Origin of the sequence: Chryseobacterium sp. (assembly GCF_022869225.1) — a bacterium.
Taxonomy (GTDB): Bacteria; Bacteroidota; Bacteroidia; order Flavobacteriales; family Weeksellaceae; genus Chryseobacterium.
The window spans coordinates 565,800-586,011 of record NZ_JALIHL010000001.1 but is presented as its reverse complement, the minus strand read 5'-3'; the positions used below and the strand labels follow the sequence as shown (position 1 = coordinate 586,011).

The 20,212-nt window shown below is 40.3% G+C and carries 13 protein-coding genes and 1 pseudogene; 8 read left to right on the top strand and 6 right to left on the bottom strand.

All coding sequences use genetic code 11. From position 1 onward, the window contains the following. Positions 1-126: 126 nt before the first annotated feature. From MUW56_RS02835 to MUW56_RS02815, 5 genes are all read right to left on the bottom strand, one after another. Complete coding sequence (locus MUW56_RS02835) at positions 127-2,391, bottom strand: glycoside hydrolase family 3 C-terminal domain-containing protein (protein ID WP_292011763.1); 2,265 nt, start codon at positions 2,389-2,391, stop codon at positions 127-129. Between the two features lie 242 nt (positions 2,392-2,633). Next, positions 2,634-3,440 carry a methionine ABC transporter substrate-binding lipoprotein MetQ gene (gene metQ, locus MUW56_RS02830; protein ID WP_292011762.1) on the bottom strand — a complete coding sequence of 269 codons (807 nt, stop codon included), beginning with the start codon at positions 3,438-3,440 and terminating at the stop codon, positions 2,634-2,636. Between the two features lie 110 nt (positions 3,441-3,550). After that, positions 3,551-4,207: a methionine ABC transporter permease MetI gene (gene metI, locus MUW56_RS02825; RefSeq protein ID WP_292011761.1), complete on the bottom strand. Its 657-nt coding sequence runs from the start codon at positions 4,205-4,207 to the stop codon at positions 3,551-3,553. After that, complete coding sequence (locus MUW56_RS02820) at positions 4,200-5,228, bottom strand: methionine ABC transporter ATP-binding protein (protein ID WP_292011760.1); 1,029 nt, start codon at positions 5,226-5,228, stop codon at positions 4,200-4,202. Before MUW56_RS02820 ends, metI begins: the two co-directional genes overlap by 8 nt. Positions 5,229-5,246: 18 nt before the next feature. Next, complete coding sequence (locus MUW56_RS02815; protein WP_292011759.1) at positions 5,247-6,239, bottom strand: EamA family transporter; 993 nt, start codon at positions 6,237-6,239, stop codon at positions 5,247-5,249. A 632-nt stretch (positions 6,240-6,871) separates the two neighbouring features. Here MUW56_RS02815 and MUW56_RS02810 point away from each other — a divergent pair. Together MUW56_RS02810 and MUW56_RS02805 are read left to right on the top strand one after the other, a co-directional pair. Then, positions 6,872-7,600, top strand: coding sequence for a M17 family peptidase N-terminal domain-containing protein (locus MUW56_RS02810; RefSeq protein ID WP_292011758.1), 729 nt, complete (start codon positions 6,872-6,874; stop codon positions 7,598-7,600). A 281-nt stretch (positions 7,601-7,881) separates the two neighbouring features. Next, a complete protein-coding gene (locus MUW56_RS02805; RefSeq protein WP_292011757.1) occupies positions 7,882-10,008 on the top strand; it encodes a type IA DNA topoisomerase in 2,127 nt (708 codons plus the stop codon). Between the two features lie 467 nt (positions 10,009-10,475). Here the strand turns inward: MUW56_RS02805 and MUW56_RS02800 are convergent, their stop codons facing one another. Beyond that, a complete protein-coding gene (locus tag MUW56_RS02800) occupies positions 10,476-13,085 on the bottom strand; it encodes a TonB-dependent receptor (RefSeq protein WP_292011756.1) in 2,610 nt (869 codons plus the stop codon). A 321-nt stretch (positions 13,086-13,406) separates the two neighbouring features. On the opposite strand from MUW56_RS02800, the pseudogene MUW56_RS02795 reads away from it, so the two are divergent. From MUW56_RS02795 to MUW56_RS02770, 6 genes and pseudogenes are all read left to right on the top strand, one after another. Continuing rightward, a pseudogene (locus MUW56_RS02795) lies at positions 13,407-14,444 on the top strand (aldehyde dehydrogenase family protein); the annotation flags it as partial. Positions 14,445-14,449: 5 nt separating this feature from the next. Then, complete coding sequence (locus tag MUW56_RS02790; protein WP_292011755.1) at positions 14,450-16,012, top strand: GMC family oxidoreductase; 1,563 nt, start codon at positions 14,450-14,452, stop codon at positions 16,010-16,012. 117 nt (positions 16,013-16,129) lie between these two features. Continuing rightward, positions 16,130-16,552, top strand: a complete 423-nt coding sequence (locus MUW56_RS02785; protein WP_292011754.1) for a PaaI family thioesterase — start codon at positions 16,130-16,132, stop codon at positions 16,550-16,552. Positions 16,553-16,672: 120 nt separating this feature from the next. Continuing rightward, complete coding sequence (locus tag MUW56_RS02780; protein WP_292011753.1) at positions 16,673-17,017, top strand: phage holin family protein; 345 nt, start codon at positions 16,673-16,675, stop codon at positions 17,015-17,017. A gap of 297 nt (positions 17,018-17,314) precedes the next feature. Then, positions 17,315-19,309, top strand: coding sequence for a S9 family peptidase (locus tag MUW56_RS02775; RefSeq protein WP_292011752.1), 1,995 nt, complete (start codon positions 17,315-17,317; stop codon positions 19,307-19,309). Between the two features lie 388 nt (positions 19,310-19,697). After that, positions 19,698-20,189 carry a DNA-deoxyinosine glycosylase gene (locus MUW56_RS02770; RefSeq protein ID WP_292011751.1) on the top strand — a complete coding sequence of 164 codons (492 nt, stop codon included), beginning with the start codon at positions 19,698-19,700 and terminating at the stop codon, positions 20,187-20,189. The last annotated feature ends 23 nt before the right edge of the window (positions 20,190-20,212 follow it).

The following is a 20,212-nucleotide window of genomic DNA, read 5'->3' as shown; positions in this document are numbered from 1 at the left end:
ATGTTTGTCTAACGAAACTGTGTGATCTCTGTGATCTGCGGGAGAAATAAAAAAACAGACCCCAATCCGGAATCTGTTTAGCATTCTATCAAATAATGTATTAAATAGAGTTTTGCACTCAGTTTTTTATTTAAGCGTAAATTTCACTTTCGTTTTAATGGCATCTGAAGAATTTCCGATCAGGGCTTCAAAATCTCCTGGCTCAGCCACCCAATCGTGCTTACCGGCATCAAAATAACTTAATGCAGTCTTATCGATGGTGAATGTCACTTCTTTTTGTTCCCCCGGATTCAAATATACTTTTTCAAAACCTTTCAGCTCTTTTGCAGGGCGGGGCACCGATGATTTTAAATCACTGATATAAAGCTGGGCAACTTCAGCTCCTGCTTTTTTACCTGTATTTTTAACCGTCACGGTAAAGGTGATTTTGTCTTCCTGAGAAAGGGTTGTTTTATCTGCTTTTGCTTTTCCAAATTCAAAAGTAGTGTAGCTCAATCCATGTCCAAAACTGAAAAGCGGCTTAATATTTTGGGTATCATGCCAACGGTATCCTACAAAAATTCCTTCGTTATACGTGATATTGATCGGATTTTTCTGGTCTTTTCCTTTTCCGGCAGCAAATTCTTCTTTATTGCCGGGATATTCCCCAAGGGTATGGGCTGAATTGTCTTCCAGTTTTACCGGGAATGTGAATGGAAGTTTTCCTGAAGGATTAGCATCCCCTGCCAGAACAGATGCAATGGAGTTTCCTGCCTCTGAGCCCAGGTACCATGCCTGTAGAACAGTTGGAACTTCTTTGATCCATGGCATAGCTACAGCATTTCCTGAAACCAGAACGACTGCAAGATTTTTATTCGCTTTGGCGAGAGAAGAAATTACGTGATCCTGATTGTAAGGTAATCCATAGCTTTTTCTGTCATTTCCTTCACTGTCCTGGAAATCAGATTTATTCAATCCGCCTACAAAAATTACGTAGTCTGATTTTTTTGCCAATTCTACAGCTTCATTCAGTAATTCAGCTTCAGAACGGGTATCTTTTAAATCCTGGCCGGATTTTACCCCGTTATATTCACCTCCGATATCTCCTACATACCCTCTTGCATACTGTACATCTGCCTGCTTGCCAAATCTTGATTTGATTCCATCCAGAGGAAGTGTTTCATATTTTACTTTTAATGATGAAGAACCTCCGCCTACCGTCATTATTTTAATGGCATTTTCTCCGATAACCGCTATCTTTTTGGCTTTATTAATATCAATTGGAAGAACATTTCCCTGATTTTTTAATAAAACGATTCCTTCCTCTCCAATCTCTTTAGCAAGCGCTTTATGTTCCTCAGAAGCAATATTTCCGAAAGGCTTATTTCGGTTCATCGTAGTTTTATAGGCAAGACGAAGTAATCTTGTTACTTTGTCATCAAGTTCTTTGGTTCCTACTTTTCCTGCTTTAATCAGATCAAGATAAGGCTTTGCCAGATAATAATTGTCATAGGCATTTTTCGTTCCTGCAGAAAGTCCGTTGGTCCATGATCCGAACTCAAGGTCAAGACCGTTATGAATAGCCTGTTCCGTATTGTTGACAGCACCCCAGTCGGATACAACCACTCCTTTATATTTCCATTCCTTTTTCAGGATGTCATTTAAAAGATATTGATTTTGGCTGGCATACTGCCCTTTATACATATCATAAGCTCCCATGATCGTCCATGAATCACCCTCTGTTACTGCTGCTTTGAAAGGAGGAAGGTAAATTTCGTAAAGCGTTCTGTCGTCTACATTGACATTACTGGTATGACGGAACATTTCCTGGTTGTTCAGTGCGAAATGTTTTACGGAAGTAGCTACGCCGTTAGACTGTACCCCTTTGATGTAAGGAACCACCATTTTTGAGGTCAGATAAGGATCTTCACCCATGTATTCAAAGTTTCTTCCATTCAATGGAGTTCTGTAAATATTGACTCCGGGTCCCAGAAGAATATCTTTCTTTCTGTACCGTGCTTCTTCGCCTAAGGCTTTACCGTAGTTCCATGACATATTTTTATTCCATGTCGCAGATAAAGCGGTCAGGGCAGGGTAGGCAATAATGGAGTCATTCGTCCATCCGGCCTGGTCCCATTCGTCCCACATTACCTCCGGACGTACCCCGTGAGGACCGTCAGTCGTCCAGAATTCAGGAATTCCCAATCTTGGAACTCCCGGTGAACTGAATTTCGACTGTGCATGCAGCATCGCTACTTTTTCTTCCAGGGTCATTCTGGAAAGAGCATCCTGGATACGCTGTTCTACAGGTTTTGTTTCATCTAAATAAACGGGTGGAGTATTATTTGTCTGAGCCATATAAGAAACAGAAATAAAGGTGAATAAACTTACAATGGCGGTTTTCTTTAACATAATGCCTTTTTATTTGATTGTAAGCAAAAATAAAGAAAATTTTTATTATCTCAAATTGAGAAAATAAAATTTAACCAATAAAAAAACTATCACTGGGTAAGCTGACAGTCAACCGTTACAAGCGGAAAGGGTTTGAGAAGGGAATGAAAAGGCAAAAAGGTGAAAAGACAAAGCCGAAAATAAACGCATTGCCGCTCATTTACTCTCATACTTCTCCGGCCTTCAAATCCTCCGGATCATCATTACCATCCTTTCACAGCTCCTCCTTTGAAGATTTCCTTTGCTTTCTTTTCAACTTCATCAGATTCATACGCCTTAACGAAATTTTTTACCTTCTGGCTGTTCTTGTTGTCTTGTCTGGCCACCACTACATTTACGTAGGGAGAATCTTTATCTTCTTTAAGGATACCCTGCTTTTCTGAATCTAAACCGGCCTGTGCAGCAAAATTATTATTGATAATGCCTACCACGACGTCTCTGTCATCTAAAACCCTTGGAATCTGTGCTCCTTCAATCTCCATAATGTTCAGTTGTTTTGGATTTTCCGTGATATCAGTAACTTTTGGTAGAAGTCCGACTCCGTCTTTTAGTTTCAACAAGCCACTTTTCTGCAAAAGAAGTAAAGAACGGCCTCCATTGGTAGGGTCATTAGGAATTACAATCGTGCTGCCATCCTGTAACTCACTGATATTTTTAATCTTTTTTGAATATGCTACAATGGGGTAAACAAACGTATTGCCGACAGGAACAAGATTGTAGCCTCTCTGTTTGGATTGCTCTGTTAAATAAGGAATATGCTGAAACGCATTCGCATCAATATCTCCATTTGTTAAAGCTTCATTGGGAACTACATAATCATTGAAGGGGATCAGTTCTACCTCAAGGTTGTATTTTTCCTTAGCTACTTTCTTTGCTACTTCAGCAATTTCCTGTTCCGGACCGTATGTTATTCCTACCCTTATAAAATTCGGATCATCTTTTCTTCCGGAACAGGCATTGAATAAGAGTAAGCCTGCTGTTAATAAACCTAGGATCTTTATTTTTTTCATTGTCAATTTTTTTAATTCAAAAATGGTATAAAGTGAAGAAGGCTGAGAAAGCAAATGGTAAACAGGCAAATTTGCCTGTACGATTTCAACTCTCAGATCCTCCGGCTCATTTATCTGTGGTCAAACTTTTTAGACAGCCTGTCTCCGGCAAACTGTATGATAAACACCAAAAGAACAAGCAATATCAATACCGTATTCATGATCACAATATCATAGCCGATGTATCCGTACTGGTAACCTACCTGGCCCAATCCACCGGCACCTACTGCACCTCCCATCGCAGAGTATCCTACCAGCGTGATCAGGGTGATGGTGGCATTATTGATGAGTGAAGGCAGTGCTTCCGGAAGCAATACTTTTCTGATGATCTGAAATGGCGAAGCTCCCAGCGCTCTGGCGGTTTCTATCAAACCGTAAGGAACCTCAATAAGGCTGTTTTCTACCAGTCTTGCAATAAACGGAGCCGCTCCAACGCTTAGCGGGACCAATGCTGCGTTAACACCAATGGATGTTCCTGCCAAAATCCTTGTAAAAGGAATCATCCATACAATTAAAATAATGAAGGGAATGGCCCTGAAAACATTGACCAAAATAGACAGTGCTCTGTGATAGGCTGTATTCTCCAACAGCTGTCCTTTTCTTGTTAAAAATAATAGAATCCCCACCGGAAGACCTAATACGAATCCAAAAAAACCGGACACGAATGTCATATAAACCGTTTCCCAGGCTCCTTTTGCCAAAAGAGCAATTACCGTATCACTAAGCATATCCTTTTACTGTATTTTGAATTTTATTTTGATTGAAATAATAGATCGCCTCTTCGTTTTCCTCTTCTTTTCCCTGAAGCTGCAGCAGCAGTTTTCCAAAATTGGAATCTCCAAAATATTCTACATCAGCCTTCAAAAGCTTGTAAGGGATTTTATATTGGGTATATAATGTGGAAAGAATCTCTTCCACACTGATATTTTCATTAAGTTCTATTTCGACCAGTGGGAATAAACCGTCCTGCGGTTCTTTCTGTAGCCTGTTATTGAGTTCCTGTGGCAGGGTCATGATGTCTGAATTTATAAATTGCCGGATCACCGGATGTTCTTTATCCGAAATAATCTCGTTCAACGTTCCTTTTGTTACTAATTTTCCTTGGTCTATCACCGCGACATGGTTGCAGACCGCCTTGATCACTTCCATTTCGTGGGTAATCAAAAGGATGGTGATTCCCAGTCTTTGATTGATATCTCTTAACAGCTGTAAAATAGACTGTGTGGTTGCCGGGTCAAGAGCGCTGGTTGCTTCATCGCAGAGCAGGAGATGGGGATCATTGGCTAATGCCCTTGCAATCGCTACTCTTTGTTTCTGGCCTCCTGAAAGGCTTCTTGGATAATCATTGGCTTTATCTTCAAGGCCTACGATTTTCAGGAGCTCATTTACCTTTTTATTGATTTGGTCTTTACTCGTGTGATCCAGCTCCAAAGGAAGCGATACATTATCAAAAACCGTCCTTGAAGAAAGCAGGTTGAAATGCTGGAAGATCATCCCTATTTTTTTACGTTCTTCCGCCAGTTGCTTTGAATTGAGTTGGGTGAAATCTTTTCCATTAATGATAATCTGTCCTTCATCCGGTCTTTCCAGTAGATTGACCGTACGGATCAGGGTGCTTTTTCCGGCTCCGGAAAACCCGATGATTCCTACAATATCTCCTTTCTCAATACTGAGGCTCACACGATCCAGTGCTTTAAAGGACTGTTTCTTCTGATGGAATGTTTTTGATATGTTTCTGATTTCTATCATTCTGATGTTGTATACTGTTTAAATAGGCTGGTACCGTCTGCCTGCTTTGTTAAAAAATCTTCTCACTCTCCTGATCTTTACCTTTGACCGCTTTGAAAGTTTAAAATACTTGGTGACATTGGTCAGAAGTACTCCCAATAATATGACGGATAAACCGTACAGCTGACTTCCATTGATACTTTGATTGGCAACAATCCATCCTGCAATAACGGTAACGATAGGGTTAATGTAAGTATGGGTGCTTACCAAAGCAGCGGGTTTCACAGACAAGAGCCAAATGTACGACAAATAAGCGATTATAGATCCAAAGAAAATCAAAAACAGAACCCCCAGCCATGCTGATAACGGGATGGCTGAAACGGAAAAACCGGTCCATTCTTTTCTGAAAAAGGAGATTAGAAAAGAGGCGAATCCCGCTACTATAAGCTGTTGTGCAATATTCATAAAAGTGGATTGCGAAGCCGGATTTTTCTTTGAATACAAAGATCCCAGCACCCAGGCAACAGAGCTTAATCCCAGTACCACAAATGCTGTAATTCGGAGCTGGCTGTCAGCTACCGCATGATTTGAATAGACACTTCCCTGTAAGAATAATACCAGTCCTGCAAAACCGATGGCCAAACCTATCGGGATAAATTTATCTGAAAAATAATATTTCCAGTTTTTTCTGTCAATAGCAATAAACCAAAACGGACCGGTAGCAATAGAAATGGCTGCTTCAGAGGCGGTCACATACTGTTCTCCCCAGGCAACAAGACCGGTTCCCCCGGTAAGGATAAGGATTCCGGTGATTGCATTCTTTTTCCAGTTGATCATAGAATTCGCTTTTTCTCCTTTGGCCAGCAGATAGCCAATCATCAGAATTCCTGCAACCAGAAATCTCAATCCGGAAAGAATAAACGGTGGAAAACCTTTCAAGCCAAATGAAATAGCTAAAAACGTAATTCCCCATATCACATAAATGTTGGTAAACGCCAACGGAACCAACCATCTGTTTTTAGAATTGCTCATTTATTATGTTTTTAAGTTGTTGTTAATAAAAAAGGCTCTACAACGTTGTAGAGCCTTTAAAAAATATGTCATATAAAAGTAAGGTCATCCACAATATTCCTGATGTATAGGCATACAGATCCACATCATCATATTTTTGATGCTATGTTTCTTGATTGAATTATTTTTTAATCCGGCCTTCATTTTATTTTATTTCCTGAATACGTTTGCAAATATATAATATAATTTTATTTAGTCCACTAAAAAAGTAGACTTTTTAAATATTAATTTATTGTTAATGATTTAAGTTATTTTAAATCAAAGTGTTGTAAGTTTTGTTGGGTTGCTGTTTTACAGTTGTATATTGATGAGATATCCTTTTTGATGCCGTTTTTGTTGAAAATATAATAAAACTGATGTTGACAAAAAAGTAAAATAATTTGAAATTTTTGAGAATTGTGTAAATCTTTTTTCTTCGCGGCCTTACACCGGAAAGTCAATGCTGTGTCTGGGGTTAGCTTTTACATCAGGATGTGAAATATTTTGGAAAAGTTGAATGTTTTGGTATTTATTAAGATAGATCAATGCCGGCCGTTCTTATCTTCTGTAATTTAGATTTACCATAATTAACCGTTTAAAAAATCTTCTACATTATGAAAAATATATTCACCCAATCATTTATAATCTCAGCTTTAGCATTCTCTACGTTAAACCTTGCACAAACAACAACGACTACAGCTGCAAAAACAGCAGCTATCGGAACTTCCAAAAACTGGGGTTCTGTAGATGGAATTTCCATGATAGGATTGGTACAGGGGCCATCGTCTGCTGATGCCCAGCTTCAGGTAGCCTGTGTTTTCGAATATACGGAAGGAGACATCTTCAGTGCTCAGGCTTTACCGGCCAATCTGAACGGATTGGTTCATCTTGATGAAGCTTTAAAAGGAGAACTGACCAACCTCAGAAAAACAGGGCAGTTTCAGGGACATTCTTTAGAAACCCTTTTAATTATGCCACCTGCCGGATCTATGTCAGCAAAGAAATTATTACTGATCGGATTGGGTGACCGTAACAAATTCACTCCAGATTTAATGACTTCCGTAGGTGAAGTGGCAGCCCGTGAAGCCATGAGATTAGGCGTTACCAATTTTGCCTTTGCCAGCGACCTGAAAGATGCCGGAATAGATTCTCCAACCGCTTTGGTAGCCGGAAATGTAGTAAGAGGAATCATCCATGCCAACCGTTCTGAAAATTACCTGAATGAACACAAACTGTCCACCACAAAAAAATTAGAAAAAGTATACCTGCTGGCCGGCCCTGCCTTCTTTGAAACCGCAGGCGGAGGAATCTCAGAAGCTATTGCTGATGTGAAAAAGAAATAATGCACTTAGTTTCATTACTACTGGTGATGAAGAGGTTGTCTCAAAGTGAGATGATCTCTTTTGTTTTCATATTTTTAGCCGCTCATACACGAATCCTTTCATTAGCGTATGAGTGGCTGGAAAATAAAGCATTGCTAAAAATTCACCCCTTTTTTTAATAAGGTAATTAGCAGAGGCTTTTACAGTCTTTAACGCTCAACTATGAACTGTCAACTCTCAACTAAATTAGCTAAAGTCAAAAAAATTCCCGATTTTTGCACCCCTACAATAAACCCGAGTTCATGAAATTATGTATTGCCGAAAAACCCAGTGTTGCCAGAGATATTGCTAAAGTATTGGGCGCTACCACGCCTAAACAGGGCTATATGGAAGGAAACGGCTATTGTGTGACATGGACGTTCGGACATCTTTGTACCCTGAAAGAACCTCACGATTACGGTCCTCAGTATAAATCATGGAATTTATTTTTACTGCCGATTATTCCCAGTAGTTTTGGGATCAAACTGATTCCGAATAAAGGGGTTGAAACTCAGTTTAAAGTAATTGAAAGACTGGTTGAAGAATGCGATGAGGTGATTAACTGCGGGGATGCCGGGCAGGAAGGAGAACTGATCCAGCGTTGGGTATTGCAGAAAGCAAAATGCAACAAACCGGTTCAGCGTTTATGGATTTCATCATTGACGGAAGAAGCCATCAAAGAGGGTTTTGCAAGTTTAAAACCGGCAGAAGATTACAAAAATCTTTACCTGGCCGGAAATGCCAGAGCCATCGGGGATTGGTTACTGGGAATCAATGCCACGAGACTTTTTACGAAGAAATTTGGCGGAAATAAGGCCGTTCTTTCCATTGGCAGGGTACAAACCCCGACATTGGCGATGCTGGTTCAGCGTCAGAAAGAAATTGATGCCTTTACCACAGAAGAATACTGGGAACTGAAAACTAAATACCGCGATGTCATTTTCAATGCTGCGATCGATCGTTTAAAAACATTAGAACGGGCAGAAAAAGGACTGGAATACCTTAAAGTAAACCCATTTGAGATCGTTTCTTTCGAAATTAAAGAAGGAAAAGAAAAAAATCCACGACTTTTTGACCTGACCGGACTTCAGGTAGAAGCCAATAAAAAATATGGATATTCAGCGGAAAATACGTTGAATTATGTCCAAAGTCTTTATGAAAAGAAGCACGTAACCTATCCGCGTGTTGATACCACCTATTTATCAGATAGTTTATATCCGAAAATAGCCGGTATTCTTCAAAAGATGTATCCTTATCAGGACCTGATTGCTCCATTGCTGGAAGCTCCGATTCCAAAATCAAAAGCGGTTTTTGATGATACCAAAGTAACAGATCACCATGCGATCATTCCTACAGAAGTTCCCCCTTCTCAAAACCTGAGCAGGGAAGAAAAGCTGGTTTATGATCTGATCGCCAAACGTTTTATCGCGGTTTTCTATCCGGAATGTAAGATTTCAAATACTTTGGTGGAAGGAAAAGTAGGAACCATTCCTTTTAAAACCAGCGGAAGACAGGTTCTCGAAGCGGGATGGAGAGCAGTTTATGCCAAAGAACCCAAAGAAGAAACCACCGATAAGGAAAAAGAAAAAGAGGAAGAACAAACGATCCCTGAATTTATTGTAGGAGAAACCGGACCACACGATCCGATGATTCACCAGGGGAAAACCACTCCTCCGAAGCCTTATACCGAAGCAACATTGCTGAGAGCCATGGAAACGGCCGGAAAACAGGTAGAAGATGAAGAACTGCGTGAGATGCTGAAGAACAACGGGATCGGAAGACCATCCACCCGTGCCAACATCATCGAAACCCTTTTCAAAAGAAAATATATAGAAAAGAAAAGAAAAAATCTGATCGCTACTCAAACCGGAATTCAGCTGATCGATACCATCGAAGACGAGTTGTTAAAAAGTCCGGAACTGACCGGTGAGTGGGAATCCAAACTCCGTAAGATTGAAAAAGGCGAGTATGAAGCCAATCTTTTCAAGGAAGAACTGATCCAGATGGTTACAGAACTTACGGAGAAGGTAGTGTATGGAAAAGGAAAAGTGATTACGCTGCAGGAAGAAGTAAAAGAAGAAGTGAAGGAAAAGAAAAAAAGAGAACCCGCACAGAAAAAAGAACTTCAGTCCTGGGAAGAAACGAAATGTCCGAAATGTAAAGAACACAACCTGATCAAAGGAAAAACAGCTGTAGGATGCTCCGATTTCAAAAACTGTGGCTTTAAAATTACTTTTGAAATTTTCGGTAAAAAATTATCAGATAAGCAGCTTTTAGACCTTGTTTTAAAAGGAAAGACTTCAAAGCTGAAAGGGTTCAGCACCCATCCGGAAGGACTCGCAGAAGGCGTTTTAACTTTGCCGGATGACTTTCAGGTATTGCTTACCTAATGGCTTAAACTACAAAAATCTGCATAATTTGCGAGAGAAGACCCGCATCCGCCAGATCAGCGCGGGATTAAACACATCCAAAATCATTCGTGTATTAGTGGCTAAGCATTAACCACAAGAGGTTTTATAGACTTAAGGTATTTAAGTTTCAGACTTTGCCCGTATAAAGAAACCTTACGTGTCATGGAAATCTTTGATTTTCCCCTGCAGCGGATGTACCCGCAATGTGGCAACAACTACTATTTTTTGATAGAAGGGCCTGCATCACAAGAAGAGTTTAAAAAAGGGGAGTAATATGAGTTATCCCGATTCTGTAAAAGGAGAATAGCTTGAGCAATAAGCATTCACGACCAAAAAGATGATCTGTAAGAATACCATACATGGACGTAAATTTACGGATTGGATACACATTGGAAAACCCGCCGGTCCGGCGGGTTTAACTGATTCATTATTGGTATGCTATTTTATTAGAATCTTAAAGTGGCTGCAATAGACCAGGTTCTTCCAAAGCCCAGGAATCCTGTATTCCCGTCAGCGATCCCCTGATAAACTCTGCCTGCTTCCTGGTATGTTTTCCCGGCATCCGGACCATTGGCAATTTTATCACTTGTGAAAATATTGGAGCTTAGTTCAGAAATATAATATTTATTGAATAAGTTGTACACGTTAGCCCTCAATGTTAAAGATTTTTTCTGGTCAATCGTAAATTTGTAAGTAGCACCTAAATCAAATAAATGATAGCTTGGTAATTTTACGATCCCTTTTTCTCTGGCTGCTTCAGTAAGGAAGTTGATCGGGTTGAACTGCGCATACAGCTTATCATAATATTCCCAGTTGGCATCAATACTGAAAGCTTTGGTAATATTATAGTCAGCCCCAATGCTCGCTGTTGTTTGTGCAGCATCTCCAACCTTCAGATCTTTAATATTGATCGTCCCCGTTGCTCCGGAGACTTCCTGATTGTTTTGAACATCAATGATGTTGAAATTTGCATTTCCTTTGTACTTCCAGTTACCTAACGATACCATTCCTCTAAGCCTAAGATTAGCAAGAGGTCTTGCTTTCGCTTCCAGCTCAACCCCCTGGTGAAGCTGTCCAACATTCAGAGCATTGTAGAAATAAGCGTTTCCAAGTTTTAATTGAGAGAAGTTGGCAACATCTGCAGGAGTAGCATTGAATGTTCTTGAAATGAATCTGTCATCCCATTGCGTTCTATAAGCGTTGATATTAATATCCACATGACGCGATTTGAAACCGTAGCCTAGCTCCAGAGAGAAGATTCTCTCATTCTTTGCATCGTTGTATATGTTTTGGTTGGATGGGAATAAAGCATTGAATAATGGCTGTCTTGAAATAACTCCTGTATTGAAAAATACATTATGATGCTCGTCTATGTTATAGTTGGCTCCTCCTTTTACAATATAACCTGTTTTGTGATACCATTTGGTTTCCTGATTTCCGGGAGTATACAACATATAGTCTCTTCTTTTGTAATATTGTTCGGAAACTGATCCCTGAACGGATGCACTCAATTTTTCGGAGCTATATTCCACCATTCCATATATTCCAGCCCATTTTACTAACCCTTCATTGTAGATCGATATTTTCTGAGCATTATTAAGCTTGGTAAATGGCTCCGGTTTTACTGTGCGATCTACATAATAACCCTTTGGAGCATTCGCTGTACCAGGAACAAATAATGCATCAGATCCCAGCATATCGGTAACGATGTCATAAAGAGCCCCTTTGTATGTTTTAAGGTCGATACCTCCGTTAAAAGTCCAGTTATTTTTTTTGTAATTAAGATCTGCGATGGCTCCATACCAGTCATGAGCGTTAATACTCTGTTTTCTTATGATACCGCTGGTGCCGTTTAAAGTCGTTACATACTGTCCGTTATAATCGGCAGGAGATCCTGCAGGTGCCGTAAAGGTTGATTTTTGGAAAGAATTTCCATTATAATCTGTTACCATGCCACCTCTGTTATAGCGGGAAATCATATCCCAATTGATGGTGCCGTCTCCGCCCGGGCCGTAGTTCATGAAATTCATAACATCTCCTTTAGCGTTTTTAATGGAACCGTTAAGTCCGGTACCGCCACCGCCACGTCCCCAAGAACCATAAACAACGGTGGATAGTTTCAGGTTATCATTAATATTCCAGTCCCAGTTAAGTGATGCAATAGGTTTATGATAGAAGTTTGGAGCTAAATTGAATTCAGAACCGTTCAGCATTCCTGTTTGTGGATTGTATCTTCTTCCGTACGTACCAAACTGGCGCAGGGTTGCCACATTCGCTCCGGTTGCAGAAGATCTTCTTGTATCGTGTACCTGCGGCGCACCGGTTGCAATTAAATTGAATGCATGTTTTTCATTCGGCTTAAATCCTGTAGAGAAAAACCAGGAATAACCTTCCCCCTTAGTTCCATTAATGTAACCGTCACCCTGCCAACGGGAGAGTAATACAGTTGTTCCCCATTTGTTTTTTAACCCTGAAGAGTACATGGCTGATAGTCTGGAGTAATTGTCGTTCCCTAGTTCTCCTTTGATCATTGCTTTTTGCTCAGAATCGGTAGCTTTGGTTACAATATTGATGGTCCCCCCTACAGACGGAACTACAAATTTAGATGCTCCCAAACCTCTCTGAATCTGAATGGAGCTTGCAATGTCTGCCAACCCGGTCCAGTTAGACCAATACACAGTACCTCCCTGCATATCGTTGACAGGCTGCCCGTTGATGATTACCGCAATGTTGGCTCCATCAAAACCTCTCATATTAATTCTGCTGTCTCCAAATCCACCACCTACTTTGGTAACGTACACGGATGGGGTGGACTTCATAATTTCGGGAAATTCCCTATTTCCCAATTTCTCCTGGATTTCAGCTGCCTTTATGTTGGACACTGCAACAGGGGTTTTTCTTTCTTTGGCGGTCTGGGAAAGGTTTCTTCCCACTAACATCACCTCATCAATGGATTTGGATTTTTCTAATGAATCCTTCGTACTCTGCCCGTAATATAAGGCGGCCGTTGGTAAGACAAGCGCTATAAGCAGTCGCTTTTTGAAAATAATGCTCATGAAATAAACTAGCGTTTTTGATTTTAAGGCTGCAAAGATGGATATTTATTTTTGAATAGAGTATTAAATCTTTATTAAGTGATTTCACGAAGAATGTAATCGGGCTATAATCACTCATTTTTTCGGCGATGTTACATGCCATTGTGTAAATAAATTGATATAAAAAGCAATCTGTTAAATTTGTGGATTTATCGGTTTTCCGGTACCGTTTGAAGATTTTCTCAGCTGCAGCCGGGTGAAGAATACAGGATTGGGAACCGTGGCCTTTTGACTGCCGGCCAAACGCCGTCTTAAAGTGTTTTTGAAGATGAAACACGAAAAGATATCCTGTACAGAAATCCGATTGGCGTGGTGGCTGCTATTGCTCCCTGGAACTGGCCTCTTATGATTGCCATCTGGCAGATCATTCCGTCGCTCAGAATGGGGAATGCGGTCATTATAAAACCGTCAGAATATACAACGTACTGCAGCCTGGAAATGATAAAAGTAATCAATTCCGTACTTCCGGAAGAGGTATTACAGGTGGTCACCGGAAGAGGCGAGGTGGGAGCCTATCTCACTGCCCACCCGGAAATCGGAAAGATTATGTTTACAGGATCTATTGCTACCGGAAAAAAAGTAATTGAAGCTTCTGCTCATAATATGGCCCGGTTAACGTTGGAATGCGGAGGTAATGATGCCGGAATTATTTTACCGGGTCTTGATATAGCCAGCCATATTGAGACTATTTTTTGGGGAGCTTTTCTGAATATAGGACAGACCTGTGCCTGTTTAAAAAGGCTGTATGTACATGAAGATGATTATGAAAAAACAGTTCGGGCTTTAGCAGAATATTCTTCTCATGTCCCAATGGGGAACGGGGCTGATGAAGCCAGTGTGCTGGGCCCGATACAAAATAAAATGCAGTACGATAAAATTCAGGATCTGATCCTTGATTCCGAAAAGATAGGAGCCGATTTTATTTTTAAAGGCCAGAAACCTGATCTGGAAGGATATTTTATTCCTGTGACCCTTGTCGTAAACGTTGATAATGGCGATAGAATAGTCGATGAAGAGCAGTTTGGACCTGTCTTACCGGTCATTACCTATAAAACATTGGAAGAAGCCATTGAAAAAGCCAATGCTTCGGAAAATGGGTTGGGAGCTTCGGTGTGGAGTGATGATCTTGATCTGGCACAGAAAGTGGCCGGACAGTTGGAAGCCGGAACAGTATGGATCAACCAGCATGGCGCTATTCATCCTTTCGTCCCATTCGGAGGGGCAAAACAGTCCGGCTATGGCGTTGAATTCGGGATTGAAGGGCTGAAATCAGTGACCGTTCCTAAAGTGATCAGCATTAAAAAACAAAAAACAAATTAAGACTTATGAAATACGATTTTATCATTGTTGGATCCGGCTCAGCAGGAGCTGTCATAGCCAACAGATTAAGCGAAAATGAAAATATAAACGTGCTCCTGCTGGAAGCAGGACCGGATGATAAGGTAAATGAAGTACAGGAACAGGCAGGGTGGCCCGCCATATGGAATACCGAAAGAGACTGGGCTTACCATACCGTTGCCCAGGAAAATGCTGGCGGCAATACCCGGTATTGGCCCCGCGGTAAAACGTTGGGAGGCTCAAGTTCCATCAATGGAATGATCTACATCAGAGGGCATCAGCAGGATTATGATCACTGGGCTTATAGCGGATGTGTGGGCTGGGACTGGGAAAGTGTCTTACCTTATTTTAAAAAATCTGAAACCCATGAGGAGGGAGAAAGCGATATTCACGGAGGAGAAGGACCGCTTTTCGTAAGCCGTATCAAGCGTCCGAACTCTATTTCCATAAGTGCTATTGAAGCCTGTAAAGAATTAGGATATCCCCTGACTGATGATTTTAACAAAGAAATCTGGGGAGCCGGTCTTAATCATCTTAGTGTGGGGAAAGATGGAAAAAGATGCTCTACGGCAAAGGCTTTTTTAGATCCGGTGAAATCACGGGCCAATTTAGAGATCCAAACAGATGCCCTGGCTCAAAAATTAATTTTTGAAGGTAACCGGTGTGTCGGGGTTCAGTACATGAAAAATGGGGAATTACAGGCAGCGAGAGCCGGAAAAGAAGTGATCGTATCCTGTGGCACGATAGAATCTGCCAAACTTCTGATGGTTTCCGGAATCGGAGATCAGGAAGAACTGGAATCTTTGGGGATTGCTGTAATAAAAGACTTGAAAGGAGTAGGCAAAAACCTTCAGGATCATCTTTTGACGAGTGTTATTTTTAGAGCTAAAAAGGAAATTCCTGCTCCGGAAGCCAATTTGCTGGAAGCCCAATTATTCTGGAAAAGCAAAGAAGAAATGGTTTTTCCTGACCTGCAGCCTTTGTTTATGGGACTTCCTTATTACAGTCCCGGATTCACAGGGCCGGAAAATGCCTTTACTTTCTGTGCCGGTTTTATCAGACCTGCAAGCAGAGGATATATTAAGCTGACTTCCTCAGACCCTTCTTCCCCCTTAGAAATCAATCCAAGGTACCTTTCTGAAGAATCTGATCTGGAAGCCTTGTACAGGTGTGTTGAGATCTGTCGTGAAATGGGAAAAACAGAAGCGATGAAAGAATGGAATGACGGCGAAATCTATCCGGGAGAAGGGAAAACCAAAGATGAAGTGATCGATTATATTAAAAAATCATGTTCCACCTATCATCATATGACAGGAACCTGTAAAATGGGAATAGACCGCCTTTCTGTTGTGGATCCGAGACTTAAAGTGTATGGGATCAAAGGGCTCCGGGTCGCAGATGCTTCCATCATGCCGGATGTGGTTTCCGGAAATACCAATGCACCCACGATGATGATTGGTGAAAAAGCGGCTGATATGATCAAAGAAGATTATGAGCTGAAGCCATCGGATGAATCCGAAAAAGTTATTGTTAGTTTAAATAGGGTTTAAAAACTCAAAGAAAGAGTCGTTTTCAACCATTTTGAAACGGCTCCTTTTGATGAAAATTTTTAAATATAATAGTGATAGAAACCTCATAGCTCTTACCTTTGTTTAAAAATAAAATTCATGACCCCAGAGAAAAGAAAACTCATCACAGACAGTTTCAGCCGTTCGGAAACATTAAAATTCTATAAAGCAGACCTGCTGGAAGTGGAAACTGATTTTGTGTCTATAAAGATTCCCAAAATGGAAATAATGACCAGAAAAGCGGGAATGTTCAATGGAGCCATGATTGCTTCTTTAGTGGATGTTTCCTCAGGATATGCAGCCGTGAGCCATTATGAAGAAGACTGTTATGTGGTCACCATTGAGCTGAAAGTAAATTATCTGCGTCCGGCAATGGGAGATTTCCTGGTTTCAAAATCCTATGTTATCAAAGGCGGTACTAAAATCAGTGTGATCAGAACCGAAATTTATGTTCAGCATGAAGGCTCGGATTCGGAAAGTCATGTGGCGACATCATTGGTGACGATGATGAAAATAAAATAGCGGGCCTGAAGTGGGAAAGAACCAAAAATATTCTTTAAACAAAGGGTTTTATTGAATCTTTTTTATCGGAATGGAATGGCTTTTGCTCCACAACCCCCATAAACATTAAAAAATAGCAATATGAACTTAATTATCCGATTGTTTGTAACGGCGATAGTTGCCTACCTTTTAACTAAAATTTTACCGGGAGTACACTTTGAAGGATTCTCCACAGCCATTATTTTTGCCATTGTACTTGGGGTTTTAAACATATTTGTTAAACCTATTTTAAGTCTGTTCGGCCTTCCGTTAACTATTATCACCTTAGGCTTTTTCGCGCTGGTGATCAATGCGGCGATCATTCTGATTGCAGATTACTTTATAGACAGTATGGTCGTAGATGGCTTCTGGTGGGCATTTATCTTTAGTATCCTGTTGTCGATTGTCACCTCTCTGGCGAACTCAATGTTCTCAGATGGAGATTAACTGATTAAACATATAATGAAAAAGAAGTCCGTTGGTGTTACACCGGCGGACTTTTTTGTTAGAAAGTTTGATGGCCTGAGAGATGATGAGCCTGAGAATGGATAAGGGCCAATAAGCTTATTGATGAATTTGCAAGTTTGCCTGATTGCTTTTTCAAATTCACGTTATTTCCAACTTTATTGTTAATTCTTTCGGTCATTTTTATTTTAAATATTAACTTTGGCAATCTTTGAATTTAATAAAAGGAAGGTATGAAATCTTTATGATTCCATAGATCCGCTAAAAAATGAATATCATATGAAACTTAAGTACAGCCTGCTGGCTCTGGCAGCTCCGTTTTTAATGAATGCACAACAAGTAATGACGCCTGAAATTCTTTGGACTTTGAAAAAAGTAGGAGTACAGGCAGTTTCACCGGATCAGTCCTCCCTTATTTATAAATTGGGACAGGTAGATCTGAAAACAGAAAAAACCAAAAATGAGAACTATTTTCTGAATGTTCTTAATAGCCAGTCTTCTAAAATTGATTTCGGTAAAAAAGCCCTGATTCAATGGGATAAAAACGGAATCTACGCTCAGGAAGGCGATAAAATCTATCTTTCAAAAGATGCCGGAAAAACCTGGGCCGAATTTTATACCATCGGTGAGGCCGATAACATCGTTATTTCTCCGGACGGGAAAAAAATCGCTTTCAGTAAGCAGGTTTTGGTAGAAAAATTAATGGGGAAAGATAAATACAGCGATACTCCGAAAACGACCGCTCAAGTGTATACAGATCTGAACCACAGACACTGGGATTACTTTAATGAAGGGAAATATAACCATGTATTCGTTGTGAATATTTCTGATAAAATAGACGGTGCCAAAGATCTGTTGGAAGGAAAAACATGGGATTCTCCTCAGAGACCTTTCGGAGGGGCTGAAGACTTTATCTGGAGCCCGGATTCTTCACAGCTTTTATACGTTACAAAACCTAAAAGCGGTAAAGAATATGCCACCAGTACCAATACCGATATTTTTGCCTATGATTTTGCTTCAGGAACTACTAAAAACCTTACAGAATCGAATAAAGGGTATGATGTTAATCCTAAGTTCAGCCCGGATGGAAAATCTTTACTCTGGCAGAGTATGGCCAGAGATGGATATGAAGCTGATAAAAATAATGTAAAGGTCATGGATTGGAAGTCAGGTAAGACCACCAATCTTACTGCGGGTTGGGATGACAGCGTTTCAGGAGATGTCCTTTGGAGCGGGGATTCAAAAACAATCTATTTTACTGCTGCCCACAGAGGGACCAAACAGCTTTTCTCATTAGATCCTAAATCGGCAAAGGTACAGCAGATTACAAAAGGGGATTTTGACGTTAACGAAATCTTTACAGACAACAAAACGTCATTGTTGGTCGGTAGAACAGACGTTAACCATGCAACGGAAATCTTCTCTGTAAATCTTAAGAACGGAGAAATGAAACAGGTTACTGAAGCTAATAAAGAGACCTACGCAAAATTAGCTCAGGGGAAATCTGAACTTAAAATGGTGAAAACTTCGGATGGTAAGGAAATGGGAGTATGGTTCCACTATCCACCCAACTTTGATCCGAATAAAAAATATCCGACATTGGTATACTGCCAGGGAGGTCCGCAGTCTGCATTGACACAATATTTCAGTGTGAGATGGAATTTTGCTTTAATGACGGCAAATGATTATATCGTAGTAGCACCCAACAGAAGGGGAATGCCGGGCTGGGGAACAAAATGGAATGAAGACATTTCCAAAGACTGGGGCGGACAGCCGATGAGAGATTATCTGGCTGCAACAGACTATGCGAAAACATTACCTTACGTAGATGGAGACAGAGTAGCGGCAGTAGGAGCAAGCTACGGAGGATACAGTGTATTTATGCTGGCCGGAATCCATGAGAACAGATTCAAAACATTTATCGCCCATGATGGATTATTTGACATGAAATCCTGGTATCTGACTACGGAAGAGCTTTGGTTTGCGAACTGGGATCTTGGTTCACCATGGGAAAAACCGCTTCCAAAAGCCTATACAGACTTCAACCCAAGTAATTTTGTAGAAAAATGGAATAAACCGATCATGATCGTTCAGGGAGGAATCGATTTCCGTGTACCTTACGAGCAGGGACAGGAAGCTTTCCAGGCAGCGAAACTAAGAGGATTGAAATCTAAACTGGTTTACTTCCCGAATGAGAATCACTGGGTACTTCATCCGCAAAACGGATTGGTATGGCAGAGAGAATTCTTTGACTGGTTGAAAGAAACCTTATAAGATTATAAGAATTAAATATCAATAGAAACGGGCTTTAGCCCGTTTTTTTATGACAGAACAATTTCAATGGCTTTAGCCAAAACCTAGATAACCTGAGTTTAAGATAATAGTTTTCTATTGTAATCAGCTTAAGCTGGAAGAGGGAGGCCGGAAGTTACTGTTAGCCTTAATATTTATAGAGGTTACCATAAATCAAGAATATTATTGTTTTAAAAAAGATGAAAATATGGAAAAACTATTCTTTACAACCTCAATAGCTTCCTTCTTCAAGCTCCCAGCTTCCAGCTTCCAATAGCCTGAATTTTAATTTCCTTTACTGAACGCAGGTTAAATAGGAAATAGTTTAAATCTGCATAATCAGCGAGAAATAAAATTGATATCTTTGAAGATGCAAAACCGTATTTCCTCATTTTCTCCGATTATTGATGCTCAATCTGAAATTTTAATTTTAGGATCCATTCCTGGAGTGAAATCATTGGAAAAACAGCAATATTATGCCCATCCGCAAAACAAATTCTGGAAAATCATTTTTGAATTGCTGAACGAGGAATTTACTGATAATTATGCTGAGAAAATTAAAACTTTAAAGAAGCATCATATCGCTCTCTGGGATGTCATTGATTCCTGCGAAAGAAAAGGAAGCCTGGATTCTGAAATCAGAAATGAAGAAGCGAATCAGATCGCTGAGCTGGTGGAAGAGCACCCAAATGTAAAAGCCATTTTCTGTAATGGAGGAAAGTCCTATAAAAACCTACAGAAACTGTTAGGAAAAGATTATAAATTGCCTGTTTTCCTGTTACCGTCTACCAGCCCGCTTCATACCGTTTCCTTTGAAAAGAAACTGGAAGAGTGGAAAAGAATACTGGCGTTTCTGAGTTGAGAGCGAGCGATGAGATGCCTGCT

Excerpts from the sequence above, each read along its gene's own strand:
- MUW56_RS02835 (WP_292011763.1), bottom strand. The coding sequence starts at position 2,391 with ATGTTAAAGAAAACCGCCATTGTAAGTTTATTCACCTTTATTTCTGTT.
- metQ (WP_292011762.1), bottom strand. The coding sequence starts at position 3,440 with ATGAAAAAAATAAAGATCCTAGGTTTATTAACAGCAGGCTTACTCTTA.
- metI (WP_292011761.1), bottom strand. The coding sequence starts at position 4,207 with ATGCTTAGTGATACGGTAATTGCTCTTTTGGCAAAAGGAGCCTGGGAA.
- MUW56_RS02820 (WP_292011760.1), bottom strand. The coding sequence starts at position 5,228 with ATGATAGAAATCAGAAACATATCAAAAACATTCCATCAGAAGAAACAG.
- MUW56_RS02815 (WP_292011759.1), bottom strand. The coding sequence starts at position 6,239 with ATGAGCAATTCTAAAAACAGATGGTTGGTTCCGTTGGCGTTTACCAAC.
- MUW56_RS02810 (WP_292011758.1), top strand. The coding sequence starts at position 6,872 with ATGAAAAATATATTCACCCAATCATTTATAATCTCAGCTTTAGCATTC.
- MUW56_RS02805 (WP_292011757.1), top strand. The coding sequence starts at position 7,882 with ATGAAATTATGTATTGCCGAAAAACCCAGTGTTGCCAGAGATATTGCT.
- MUW56_RS02800 (WP_292011756.1), bottom strand. The coding sequence starts at position 13,085 with ATGAGCATTATTTTCAAAAAGCGACTGCTTATAGCGCTTGTCTTACCA.
- MUW56_RS02790 (WP_292011755.1), top strand. The coding sequence starts at position 14,450 with ATGAAATACGATTTTATCATTGTTGGATCCGGCTCAGCAGGAGCTGTC.
- MUW56_RS02785 (WP_292011754.1), top strand. The coding sequence starts at position 16,130 with ATGACCCCAGAGAAAAGAAAACTCATCACAGACAGTTTCAGCCGTTCG.
- MUW56_RS02780 (WP_292011753.1), top strand. The coding sequence starts at position 16,673 with ATGAACTTAATTATCCGATTGTTTGTAACGGCGATAGTTGCCTACCTT.
- MUW56_RS02775 (WP_292011752.1), top strand. The coding sequence starts at position 17,315 with ATGAAACTTAAGTACAGCCTGCTGGCTCTGGCAGCTCCGTTTTTAATG.
- MUW56_RS02770 (WP_292011751.1), top strand. The coding sequence starts at position 19,698 with ATGCAAAACCGTATTTCCTCATTTTCTCCGATTATTGATGCTCAATCT.